This is a genomic window from Mesorhizobium sp. WSM4844 (assembly GCF_055811775.1).
In genome coordinates, this window is the sequence record NZ_JBVVQB010000012.1 from 1 (window position 1) to 12681 (window position 12681).

Below are 12681 nucleotides of genomic sequence, written 5' to 3' on the forward strand. Positions count from 1 at the left end.
CGGCCCTTTTTGCAACGCTGGTGATTGGCGAAACCGTCGACGACTCCCCCTTCTCCCCGTCACTATACGGGGAGAAGTGCCCGGCAGGGCGATGAGGGGCAGCGCAAACCTGAGGCGATTGCCCTGAGTTGGCACCTCTCGATATCGCCTATCAGGAGCGCGGCCTGGTCTTTTGCGGATCGTAGTGGGCAAAAGTCACGACGCGTGCTGGCAGTCTTTTGCTGTGGCCGTCGAGCTTGCCGATCTCGACCGCGGTGCCGATCGCGGCATGGGTGACGTCGAGCCTGGCCAGCGCGATGGTCTTGTTGAGCAGCGGCGAGCGCATGGCGGACGTGACCTCGCCGATCTGGGCGCGTCCGACATGGACGCAATCGCCATGCCCGACCGCGACATTGGCGTCGATGTCGAGGCCGACCAGTTTCCTCTGCGGGTTTTCCTTGCGCCGGATCAGCGCCTCGCGGCCGATGAAATCGTCGGTCTTGCTCTTCAGCGGCACGGTGAAGCCGATGCCGGCCTCGAACGGGTCGGTTTGGTCGGAAAATTCGTGAGCAGCAAAGATCAGCCCGGCCTCGATGCGCACCATGTCGAGCGCCTGCAGCCCCATCGGCTTCAAGCCATGCGGCTGGCCGGCCGCCCAGATGGCGTCGAACACCTTTTCGGCGTCGCGCGGGTGGCACCAGATCTCGTAGCCGAGTTCGCCGGTGTAGCCGGTGCGCGAGACGACGACCGGAATGCCGTTGCCGCCGCCGATGCGGGCGACGGCGAAACGGAACCATTCGAGCTCCTCGATCGACGGCTGCAGCGGCGAGGTCCAGATGATCTCCTTCAGGATGTCGCGGCTCTTCGGTCCCTGAACGGCGACATTGTGCATCTGGTCGGTCGACGAGCGCACCAGCACGTTGAGGCCGAGGCGCGTCGCGGTGTCGCGCAGCCATTCGCCGGAAAGATCGTCGCCGCCGACCCAGCGGAAATTGTCCTTGCCGAGCCTGAGCAGCGTGCCGTCGTCGATCATGCCGCCATGCTCGTAGCACATGGCGGAATAGACCACCTGGCCGACGCCGAGTTTTTTGATGTCGCGGGTCAGCGTGTATTGCAGCAGCGCTTCCGAATCCGGGCCGGTGACCTCGAACTTGCGCAGCGGCGACAGGTCCATGATGACGGCGGCCTGCCGGCAGGCCCAGTATTCGTCGATAGGGCCCTCTTTTGCGAAGGAATTGGCCAGCCAATAACCCCTGTACTCGACGAAGTTGCGGGTGTGCTTGGCAAAGCTCGAATGAAATGATGTCTCGCGGGTCATTTTCGGTTCCGAATCGGGCGTCATGCGTCTGGCGATCGCTCGCGAGAATTTATGCTTACCGGAATAGGTCCGCACATGGATGTCGGTCAGGTTCCAGCCATTGGCCGGCGTCGTGTCGTCGGGACAGGCGGACGACACGCAAACGATATCGGTAAGTGCCCGCAGCAGCACATAGTCGCCCGGCCGCGACCATGGCTCGTCCGACACCATGACGCCATGCGCGTCGATCGTCGTGTTGAAGAAGAAATTGATCGCCATCCAGCCCGCGCGCGGGCCAACACCCTTGTCGGCGAGCGCGCGGTTGAAATTCTCCGAGCAGTTGGGATGACCGGGATAGCCGATGTCGTCGTAATATTTGGCGGCGCAAGCGAGCGCGAACGCATCGTGCCGGCCGCAGGTGTCCTGCACCACCTCGACCAGCGGCTCCATGTCCTGGTCGTAATATTTCGAATGAAGGCCTGGCATCGGATAGCTCGAACCCATCAGCGTGCGGGTCGTCGTCACGTCGAGCGGATGGTCGCGCCCCTTGTCGAGCTTGCGCGCCGAAAAGCACTGGAAGTCGGTGCATTGGCGCCCGTCGACATCGATGATCTGCAGATAGTCACCCGCCTTGACGAAGTAGGCTTCCGCGGTCGCCGAATGGACGCGCAAATCGAGCACCGGGTCGGCCAGCGGGTCACCAAGCCTGGACTTCGCCGCCGGACGGATCGTGGCGCGGCGAACGATGACGTTGAGCGGCGTCGCCGTGTCATGGCCGTCGACCGGCATCGGCCCGCCCGGGGCGGCGATCAGCATCGAGCCGTCGCGGGCGACGGCAAAACCCTGTTCGGTGCCGGCAGGGGTGGCGCTGCCGAAGACACGAACCGCCTTTGCCTGGTCGAGCTGCACCTGGCGTCGCTCGAGCCCTCGGCGCAACGAAGCGAGGCTGTCGTCGCCATCGGCCAGCAGCGCCTTGATGCCGGAGGCATTGCTGTTCGATTTCTCGCCGAAAATGCCGGCATCAGGCACGCCGCTCTTGTCCCATGCCAAGAGCTCGCAGGCCTGGCCGCCTTCGACGTTGCGTACGCTGATGGTATCGCCGGCCTCGACATCGATGAGCACCGCACCATTGCCTTGAACGGAATAGCGCTCCATGCCGGCCGGCAGCGCCATCTGGCCGGGCCGCAGGATCAGGCTCGGTCGTGGCGGTCCGGCGGCGATGGCGGGGTAGGGCGACTGGCTCATCTCGACCCGGGTCTCAAGAAACAAGTTTGCCTGTGCGTAAAATTATTTTATCAGCAAGAATAGCAGTGCTTGTCGGTTTGGCAAGGCGAAGGTGGTGAGGCTCCCCCTTCTCCCCTTGTGGGAGAAGGTGGCCGAGCGAAGCTCGGTCGGATGAGGGGTGCTCCAGCTTGGCATCGGCCGCACTCCGTCCAACACCCCTCAACCGTCTTGGCGCTGCGCGCCAATCCACCTTCTCCCACAAGGGGAGAAGGGAAGAGGCAACCGCTACCCCAACTCCCCTGAATACCCGATGTCGACGCCATACTCGGCCGCCGAGTCGAGCATCGTGTGCCCCAGGCTTTCGGCGAAACTTGCAAACACCAGAAGATTGAACACCGCCTGCCCATCCGGCCGGTCATCGCCACGCCAGAGATTGACGCTGGTATGGTCGATCGACGTGGCGGCAGCGGCGTCGATCGGAAACGCCGCCGGGTGCAGATCGAGCGACGACAATTTCGCCAGCATGGCGCGCGCCTTGGCTCCCGAGACGCTGATCAGGGCGCGCGCATGCGACTGGTCCGACAGCGAGGCGGACTGCGAGAACGCCTGGCTCAAAATGTCGATCGTGTGCTTGCCGCTCTTGGACAGGACGAGGAACTGATCCGGTCCCGACCAGATGAGCGTCACGTCCGAAGCGCTGACGGCCTTAGGCAGATCCGGAGCCGCCATGCCGAAACGGACCTTGGCGGCGTTTGCCAGTTCCGCCCCTTTGCCGCGCCGCGCCATCACCTGGATCAGGTCGAAATTGCGAATCTCGGTGAGCGAAATGCCCGGCGCGACGTCGCGCGCGCCATGGGCGCCCACGACAAGGACATGCTCCAGCGGACTGCGAGAAAGCCACGAAAACTCAGCCACGCTGGCGCCCTCCATCCGGATCGTAGAAGACGGGATTGCACAGCTCGACATCATAGTCTTCACCACGCAGCGGATCGTGCGCATGGACGATCTCGCCGATCCGCTCGCGGCCGCGCTCGACAAGCGCCAGCCCGATCCACTGGTCAAGCGTCGGCGAGAAACAGACCGAGGTGACATAGCCCTGGTCGTTGGCGGAATCCGGTATCTCGCCTTTCGGAATGACATGCGCGCCGGAGCGCAGGCGGCGCGCTCTGTCCGTCGGCTTGATGCCGACCACGACCTGCCGATCCGGTGCGACCAGCGCCTCGCGTCCGGCCATGACGCGGCCGACAAAATCCTTCTTGGTCGACATCATCTTGCCCAAGCCGAGATCGGCCGCCGTCGTCGTGCCGTTCAGCTCGGGCCCGGCGACATGGCCCTTTTCGATGCGCATGACGCCGAGCGCCTCGGTGCCATAGGGCGTGACGCCGAATTGTTTGCCGGCTAGCATCAGGTTGCGCACCAGCGCGTCGCCGTAGCCGGCCGGAACGGAGATCTCGAACGCCATCTCGCCGGAGAACGAAATGCGGAACAGCCGCGCCCTGATGCCGCCGCGAAGCGCGACTTGCCGCGCGGCCATGAACGGAAAGCCCTCGTTCGACAAATCCTCGGCCGGATTGACGATTTCGCGAAGCAGGTCCCGGGTCTTCGGCCCGGCGATCGAGAATTGCGCCCACTGGTCGGAGACTGACGTGAGTTGCACGTCGAATTGAGGAAACAGCACCTGCCGGCAGAATTCGAGATGCTGCATCACCGGCCCGGCCTTGGCGGTCGTGGTGGTCAGGAAATAATGGTCCTCGGCCAGACGCGACGTGGTGCCGTCGTCATAGACCATGCCGTCCTCGCGCAGCATCAGCCCGTAGCGGGCCTTTCCCACGGCAAGATTGGAGAAGGTGTTGATGTAGACGCGGTCGAGGAAGGCGCCGGCATCCGGTCCGTGCACGTCGATCTTGCCGAGCGTCGAGACGTCGCAAAAACCGACGCCGCCGCGCACCGCCTTGACCTCGCGGGTGACTGTTTCCAGCCAGTCCTTCTCGCCGGCGCCCGGATACCATTGCGCGCGCTTCCACAAGCCGGTGTCGACGAACACCGCGCCCTGTTCGGCTGCCCAGTGATGCGACGGCGTCAGCCTTGTCGCATGGAAATTTTCGTCGCGATGATGGCCGGCAAACCCGCCGATGGCGACCGGCACATAGGGCGGACGGTAGATCGTCGTGCCGGTCTCGGGAATGGATTTGCCTGATATCGCCGCCATGATGGCGAGGCCGGCGACATTCGAGGTCTTGCCCTGGTCGGTCGCCATGCCGAGCGTCGTATAGCGCTTCAGGTGCTCGACCGATTCAAAGCCTTCGCGCTGAGCCAGTTCGATGTCGGCAGCGGTGACGTCATGCTGATAATCGACAAAGGCTTTGCCTTTGCCGGCAACATGCCAGAGCGGGGTCAGCGAAAACGCATCGTCGTCGGCGACTGGCGGAGCGCCGGCACTGCCGCTGTGCCCGGCGCTCTCAGCCGCTGCCGTACCGGCGGCAAACCCCTGGCGCAGGCAGGCGCCGAGCCCAAAAGCGCCGTTGGCGGCACCGGCGGCCACCATGCCGGGAGGCGCGCCGTCCGGCACGAAGGCCGATATATCGTCCTGCCATTTCGGCCGGCCGCGATGGAATGAGGTCAGCCCGACCGCCGGGTTCCAGCCGCCGGAAACGGCAAGCCCGTCGGCTTCGACCTCGGCGCGTGCGCCGCCTGCCAGAGATATCGAGATTTTCCTGACACCGCCCTTGCCGCCGTCCACCGCGCTGACGAAACCGTTCAAAACGGCAAAGCCGGTTTTGGCGGCAAGCGCGCGATGCGCGGCCGATACGTCCGGACGCGCATCGACGACGGCAGCGATCTGCAATCCGGCGCCGAGTGCCGCCTCGACCGTGCGCCAGCCATCCTCATTGTCGGTGAACAGCGCAATCCTCTTCGCCGGGGTTGCCGCATAGCGCGCGATATAGCTCCGCATTGCCGAAGCCATCATCACGCCGGGCGTGTCGTTGCCGGCAAAGACGATCGGCCGTTCGATGGCGCCGGCGGCAACAATCGAGCGCTTTGCCACGATCCGCCACAGGCGCTGGCGCACCTGATGCTCCGGCGGCGAAGGCATATGGTCGTTGACCCGTTCGATGGCGCCATAAGTCCCGCCGTCATAGACGCCGAACAGTGTCGTGCGGTTCATGATGCGGACATCGGGCAGCGAGGCGAGTTCGGCCAGCGTGCGCGAAATCCATTCGGCTGCGGGCACCCCGTCGATCGTACCGCCGTCGGCAAGCAGGCGGCCGCCAAGCGCAAAATCTTCCTCGCACAGGATGACGCGGGCGCCGCTGCGCCCCGAGGCGAGCGCTGCCGCCAGCCCGGCTGGGCCGGAACCAGCGATCAGCACGTCGCAATGCGCCCACGTCTTGTCGTAATGATCAGGATCGGCAACGCCCGCGGCGCGGCCGAGACCAGCGGCGCGGCGGATCGCCGGCTCGTAGACTGCTTCCCAGAACTTTGCCGGCCACATGAAGGTCTTGTAGTAGAAGCCGGCGACGAACATCGGTGAGAACAGCTGGTTGACCCCCATCAGATCGTGGCGCAGCGACGGCCAGCGGTTCTGGCTGGCGGCTTCCAGACCGTCATAAAGTTCGGCGGTGGTCGCCTTGGTGTTCGGCTCACGCCGGGCTCCGGTGCGCAACTCGACAAGTGCGTTGGGTTCTTCCGAGCCCGCGGTCAGGATGCCGCGCGGCCGGTGGTACTTGAACGAGCGGCCGACCAGCTTGACGCCATTGGCGATCAGCGCCGAGGCCAGCGTGTCGCCCTGGAAGCCGGCAAAGGTTTTGCCGTCGAAGCGAAAGTTCAGCAGCAACGAGCGGTCGATGAGACCGCCGGATGGCAGACGATTGGGTTGGCTGGAAATCACGATGCCCGGCCCCCATGCACGAGCGTCGCGCTGCCCCTCATCGCCCTGCCGGGCACTTCTCCCCGTATAGTGACGGGGAGAAGGACGCCTTCACTGAGGGTTTCGCCAATCTCCAGCGTAGCAGGAAGGGCGCCGAGGTTGCGGCCATCTCCCTTCTCCCCGTCACTATACGGGGAGAAGGTGCCGGCAGGCGGATGAGGGGCGGCGCTGAGTTGGCTAAGAATACTCATTTTGCCTGCCTCGCCCCGACTCCCGCCGCCGGCTCGACCGAGGAAATCTCGTGTGTCAGCGTGTTGCGGGTGATCTTCAGCCAGGCCCGGCAGCCGCCGCCATGATACCAATGTTCGCTGGTCTCGCCGGCAATGTTGTCGCGCAGATAGACGTAGTCGAACACTTCGTCTTCCGAGGCGCCGGCTGCCGGCCGCAGCGGCTTGGCGTCGCCGAGATAGGTGAACTCGCCGAGTTCGCGTTCGCCGCAGAAGGGACAGACAATACGCATGCTTTTCGGGCCGTCCTCAGTGCAGGTTCGGTTGGGCGCCGACGCCCTTTTCATCGATGACAGCGCCCCGCCGGAACCGGTCGAGGCGGAAGCGCGCCGCATCCTTGTGCAGTTCGTCGCGAGCCAGAAGATGGGCAAAGACAAGGCCGGAGCCGGGCGTCGCCTTGAAGCCGCCATAGCACCAGCCGGCATTGAGATAGAGCCCGTCCACCGGCGTCTTGTCGATGATCGGCGAGCCGTCCATCGACATGTCCATGATGCCGCCCCATTGGCGCAACAGGCGCACGCGACCGATCATCGGCATCAGCGCCATGCCGCCCTCGCAGACGTCTTCCATCACAGGCATGTTGCCGCGCTGGGCATAGGAATTGTAGCCGTCTATATCGCCGCCGAAGACCAGCCCGCCCTTGTCCGACTGGCTGACATAGAAATGGCCGGCGCCGAAGGTCATGACATTGGGGATCAGCGGCTTGATCGCCTCGGAAACGAAGGCCTGCAGCACATGGCTCTCGATCGGCAGCCGCAGGCCAGCCATCGCCGCGACGCGCGACGAACTGCCGGCGACGGCCATGCCGACCTTGCCGGCGCCGATTGTGCCGCGCGATGTCTCGACGCAGGTCACCTTGCCGTTGGCGTCGCGCCCAAAGCCGGTCACCTCGCAGTTCTGGATGATGTCGACGCCGAGCGCGCTCGCCGCATGGGCGTAGCCCCAGACCACGGCGTCGTGGCGTGCTGTGCCGCCGCGCCGCTGCAGCAGGCCGCCTTGCACGGGAAAGCGGGCATTGTCGAAGTTCAGGAACGGCATCATCTTCTTGACCGCGGCAAGATCGAGCAGCTCGGCATCGATGCCGTTGATGCGCATCGTGTTGCCGCGCCGCGCATAGGCGTCGCGCTGCGCATCGGAATGGTAAAGGTTGATGACGCCGCGCTGGCTGACCATCGTGTTGTAGTTGAGGTCCTGCTCCATCCGCTCCCATAGCTTCATCGACAGCTCGTAGAAGCCGGTATTGCCGGGCAGCCCGTAATTGGAGCGGATGATGGTGGTGTTGCGGCCGGCATTGCCGGAGCCGATCCAGCCCTTTTCGAGCACGGCGACATTCCTGATGCCGTATTCGCTGGCGAGGAACCATGCCGTCGCCAGGCCGTGGCCGCCGCCGCCGATGATCACCACGTCGTAGCGGTCCTTCGGGCTGGCGTCGCGCCAGGTGCGCTGCCAATTCTTGTGACCGGAAAATGCCGCACGGGCGAGGGAGAAGATCGAGTATTTCATGGTTCTATTCCGAGGTCGCTCGCGCCGCGCAGGACCATTCTTGACGCATCGGAATCGTCCGAAAACCGCTTCACACTTTCGGTCCGATGCTCTAGATATCCAGCGTGTGGTCGCGCTCCCACTGGGTGAAGTGGGAAGCATAGGAATTCCATTCCTGATGCTTCAGCTTTAGATAAGCCGACGAGAATTCCTCACCCAGCGCCGCCTTGAGCGATTTGTCGTTGTCGAACTCGCGCAATGCATCGAGCAGGTTGAGCGGCAGCTTCGGCGCGCCCTCCACCGTATGCCCGAACTGGTACATGTCGATGTCGTAGCGCTTGCCGGGATCGGCCTTCGAGCGGATGCCGTCGAGGCCGGCGGCGATGATGACCGCCTGCAGCAGGTAAGGGTTTGCCGCGCCGTCGGGCAGGCGCAGCTCGAAGCGTCCGGGGCCGGGCACGCGCACCATATGGGTGCGGTTGTTGCCGGTCCAGGTCACCGAGTTCGGCGCCCAGGTGGCGCCCGAAATGGTGCGCGGCGCATTGATGCGCTTGTAGGAATTGACCGTCGGGTTGGTGATCGCGGCAAGTGCCGAGGCATGCTTCATGATGCCGCCGAGAAAATTCCTGCCCTTCGCCGACAGGCCGAGCTCCATGGCGTTGTCGGCAAAGACATTGGTCTTGCCGTCCTTGTCCCACACCGAGATATGGGCGTGGCAGCCATTGCCGGTCAGGCCCGGGAATGGTTTTGGCATGAAGGTGGCGCGCAGGCCGTGCTTTTCCGCAACGGACCTCACCATGAACTTGAAGAAGGAATGCTTGTCGGCGGTCGCCAGCGCATCGTCGAAGGCCCAGTTCATCTCGAACTGGCCGTTGGCGTCCTCATGGTCGTTCTGGTAGGCGCCCCAGCCGAGCGCCAGCATGTGGTCGCAGATCTCGGCGATGACATCATAGCGCCGCATCACCGCCTGCTGGTCGTAGCAGGGCTTTGACGCCGTGTCGTATTCGTCGGAAATCGTCTTGCCGTCCGGCGAGATCAGGAAGAATTCGGCCTCGACGCCGGTCTTGACATGCATGCCGTCGCCCGCCGCCTCGTCAATCAGCCGCTTCAGCGTGTTGCGCGGCGCCTGGGCGACCGTTTTTTCGTCCATCATGCAATTGGCGGCAATCCAGGCGACTTCCGGCTTCCACGGCAGCTGGATGACCGAATCCGGATCCGGCACCGCCAGCATGTCTGGATGCGCCGGCGTCAGGTCGAGCCAGGTGGCAAAGCCGGCAAATCCGGCGCCGTCCTTCTGCATGTCGGCGATGGCCTGCGCCGGCACCAGCTTGGCGCGCTGCCCACCGAACAGGTCGGTGTAGGAAATCATGAAATATTTGACGCCGTTCCCCTTGGCGAAGGCGGCGAGATCGTTCCCCATTATAGTTCCTCGCTTATTGGTTTTTTGGCAGTTTGGTATCAGAAGCCGTTCTTCCCCGGTATCCAGTTGGTGCCGGCCAGCGGCACGCCGGCCATGGCGGCGGCTTCGATCGTCAGCGCGACGAGATCCTCGGGCTCGAGATTGTGCAGGCTGTTCTTGCCGCAGGCGCGGGCGATGGTCTGCGCCTCCAGCGTCATCACCTTGAGATAATTGGCCAGCCGTCGCCCGGCCGCTATCGGATCGAGCCGTTTCATCAGCTCGGGGTCCTGCGTGGTGATGCCGGCCGGATCGCGGCCCTCGTGCCAGTCGTCATAGGCGCCGGCGGTGGTGCCGAGCTCGTTGTATTCCGCTTCCCAGCGCGGATCGTTGTCGCCGAGCGCGACAAGTGCGGCGGTGCCGATCGACACCGCGTCGACGCCGAGCGCCAGCGCCTTGGCGACATCGGCGCCGTTGCGGATGCCGCCGGAGATGATCAGCTGCACCTTGCGATGCATGCCGAGATCCTGCATTGCCTGCACCGCCGGCCGGATGCAGGCAAGCGTCGGCTGGCCGACATTCTCGATGAACACTTCCTGGGTTGCGGCGGTGCCGCCCTGCATGCCGTCGATCACGACGACATCGGCGCCTGATTTCACCGCAAGGGCTGTATCGTAATAGGGCCGCGCGCCGCCGACCTTGACGTAGATCGGCTTTTCCCAGTCGGTGATTTCACGCAGTTCCAGGATCTTGATTTCGAGATCGTCGGGCCCGGTCCAGTCGGGATGGCGTGAGGCTGAGCGCTGGTCGATACCCTTGGGCAGCGTGCGCATTTCGGCGACACGGTCGGAGATCTTCTGGCCAAGCAGCATGCCGCCGCCACCGGGCTTGGCACCCTGGCCGACGACGATCTCGATCGCATCCGCCCGGCGCAAGTCGCGCGGGTTCATGCCGTAGCGCGACGGCAGGTACTGGTAGACCAGCGTCTTGGAATGGCCGCGCTCTTCCTCGGTCATGCCGCCGTCGCCGGTCGTCGTCGAGGTGCCGGACAGCGTCGCGCCGCGGCCGAGCGCTTCCTTGGCCGGGCCGGACAGCGAGCCAAAACTCATGCCGGCAATGGTGATCGGGATTTTCAGCTCGATCGGCTTTTTCGCATGGCGCGAGCCCAGCACGACACTGGTGTCGCAGCGCTCGCGATAGCCTTCGAGCGGATAACGCGAGATCGAGGCGCCGAGGACAAGCAGGTCGTCGAAATGCGGCAGCCTGCGCTTGGCGCCGGCGCCGCGGATATCATAGATGCCGGTCGCAGCGGCGCGGCGGATCTCGGAAAGCGTGTAGTCGTCGAAGGTCGCGGATTTGCGCGGCGTCGTCGGCGGGTTGCGATAGGTCATTGAGCCTCAATACGCGTCGGCGTTGTCGATGTTGAAATTGTAGAGGGTGCGCGCCGAGCCGTAACGCGTGAACTCCGCCGCCTTGACGCCGGTCACCTCGGCGCGGTCGAGCAGGTCCTGCAGCAATGCCAGATGCTCGGGCCGCATCTCCTTGGCGATGCAGTCGGCGCCGAGGCTGCCGACCTTGCCGCGCACGAACAGCCGCGCCTCGTAGATGGAATCGCCGAGCGCATCGCCGGCATCGCCCAGCACCACCAGATTGCCGGACTGCGCCATGAAGGCCGACATATGGCCGATATTGCCGTGGACGACGATGTCGATGCCCTTCATCGAGATGCCGCAGCGCGACGACGCGTTGCCCTCGATGACCAGCAGCCCGCCCCTGCCAGTGGCGCCGGCATATTGGCTGGCATCGCCTTTGACCGTTATCGAGCCCGACATCATGTTTTCGCCGACGCCGGGTCCGGCCGAGCCATGCACCGTGATGGCGCTGCCGTCGTTCATGCCGCCGCAATAATAGCCGACGCTGCCGCGGACATCGATGGTGACCGGCTGGTCGACGCCGACGGCGACCGAATGGCTGCCTTTCGGATTGAGCACTTCCCAGGCGGTCTGGTTCGAACCGGGAGTCAAATCGTGAAGCGCCTGGTTAAGCTCGCGCAACGGCATCTCGGCCAGGTCGAACACCCCTGATGCATGGCTCTGGTCGAGTGCCTTGGAGACGTTGATTGCCGGCATGAACTCAATGCTCCCAGAAATAGACGGTTGCAGGCTCGGGTTCCCAGACCCTCGCATTGTCGATGCCGGGCAGTTTGGTCAGCGCACGATACTCCGAGCCGAAGGCGACATACTGGTCGGTCTCGGCCATGACGGCAGGCTTGCAGGCGATCGGATCGCGCACCACGCCGAAGCCGTTCTTGGTGCCGACGACGAAGGTGAAGAAGCCGTCGAGGTCGCTCAGCGTGCCTTCCAGCGCCTCGCCGAGATTCTTGCCATGCGCCATCTGCGAGGAGAGGTAGGCGGCCGCGACTTCGGTGTCGTTCTCGGTCTCGAATTTCATGCCTTCGCGGATCAGCTCGCGGCGGACATTGTTGTGATTGGAAAGCGAGCCATTATGCACCAGGCATTGGTCGGCGCCGGTCGAGAACGGATGCGCGCCCATCGTCGTCACCGCCGATTCCGTCGCCATGCGGGTATGGCCGATGCCGTGCGTGCCGGTCATGCTGCGCACGTCGAAGCGATCGACAACCGTTTCGGGCAAGCCGACTTCCTTGTAGATTTCGACGACCTCGCCGGCGCCCATGATGCGGATGTCGGGGCGCAGCGCCTGGATCGCCTCGCGCACTTCGTCGACCTTGGCAGGCGCGGTCCTGACCACAGCATGCGTCGATTTCACTGCGATGCTTACTGGCGCTCCGATCGCCTTGGCGAGTTCGGCGTCAAGGTTGCTGAAATCCTGCTCCGGCTTTGCCGACTGCATGGTGATCTTGGCCTCGTTGCCGGATGGCGCGCCATAGATGGCGATGCCGGCACTGTCGGGACCGCGATCGCTGAGCGAGATCAGCATCTGCGATAGCATCGAGCCGAGCTGGGGCTCGAGCGCCTTGTCCTTCAAAAACAATCCGACGATTCCGCACATGTCAGGCTCCCGCGGTGAGGTATGATTTCGGTGCTACCAGCTTCATATCAAGAATTCAACTCATATGAAAGTTTTTTTCATCTTGGACAAGTCGTCCGGCGCAATTTTAGGCGCCAGA

The 12681-nt window shown here is 64.1% G+C and carries 9 protein-coding genes; all 9 read right to left on the bottom strand.

What is annotated here, in order from left to right; genetic code table 11:
* Positions 1–151 precede the first annotated feature (151 nt).
* Positions 152–2521, bottom strand: coding sequence for a DUF1989 domain-containing protein (locus tag AC0L2A_RS12255; protein WP_473609019.1), 2370 nt, complete (start codon positions 2519–2521; stop codon positions 152–154).
* Between the two features lie 264 nt (positions 2522–2785).
* Entirely contained in the window at positions 2786–3415 is a 630-nt protein-coding gene (locus AC0L2A_RS12260; protein ID WP_473609021.1) for a sarcosine oxidase subunit gamma, read from the bottom strand.
* Positions 3408–6386 carry a sarcosine oxidase subunit alpha gene (locus AC0L2A_RS12265; protein ID WP_473609141.1) on the bottom strand — a complete coding sequence of 993 codons (2979 nt, stop codon included), beginning with the start codon at positions 6384–6386 and terminating at the stop codon, positions 3408–3410. Before AC0L2A_RS12265 ends, AC0L2A_RS12260 begins: the two co-directional genes overlap by 8 nt.
* A 229-nt stretch (positions 6387–6615) precedes the next feature.
* A complete protein-coding gene (locus tag AC0L2A_RS12270; protein ID WP_473609022.1) occupies positions 6616–6888 on the bottom strand; it encodes a sarcosine oxidase subunit delta in 273 nt (90 codons plus the stop codon).
* Between the two features lie 16 nt (positions 6889–6904).
* Positions 6905–8158, bottom strand: a complete 1254-nt coding sequence (locus tag AC0L2A_RS12275) for a sarcosine oxidase subunit beta family protein (RefSeq protein WP_473609023.1) — start codon at positions 8156–8158, stop codon at positions 6905–6907.
* A gap of 91 nt (positions 8159–8249) precedes the next feature.
* Positions 8250–9557, bottom strand: coding sequence for a type III glutamate--ammonia ligase (gene glnT, locus AC0L2A_RS12280; RefSeq protein ID WP_023799483.1), 1308 nt, complete (start codon positions 9555–9557; stop codon positions 8250–8252).
* Between the two features lie 38 nt (positions 9558–9595).
* Complete coding sequence (locus AC0L2A_RS12285) at positions 9596–10924, bottom strand: FMN-binding glutamate synthase family protein (RefSeq protein WP_473609024.1); 1329 nt, start codon at positions 10922–10924, stop codon at positions 9596–9598.
* Between the two features lie 6 nt (positions 10925–10930).
* Positions 10931–11662 carry a GltB/FmdC/FwdC-like GXGXG domain-containing protein gene (locus tag AC0L2A_RS12290; RefSeq protein WP_473609026.1) on the bottom strand — a complete coding sequence of 244 codons (732 nt, stop codon included), beginning with the start codon at positions 11660–11662 and terminating at the stop codon, positions 10931–10933.
* Between the two features lie 4 nt (positions 11663–11666).
* A complete protein-coding gene (locus AC0L2A_RS12295) occupies positions 11667–12563 on the bottom strand; it encodes a class II glutamine amidotransferase (protein ID WP_091600570.1) in 897 nt (298 codons plus the stop codon).
* Positions 12564–12681 lie beyond the last annotated feature (118 nt).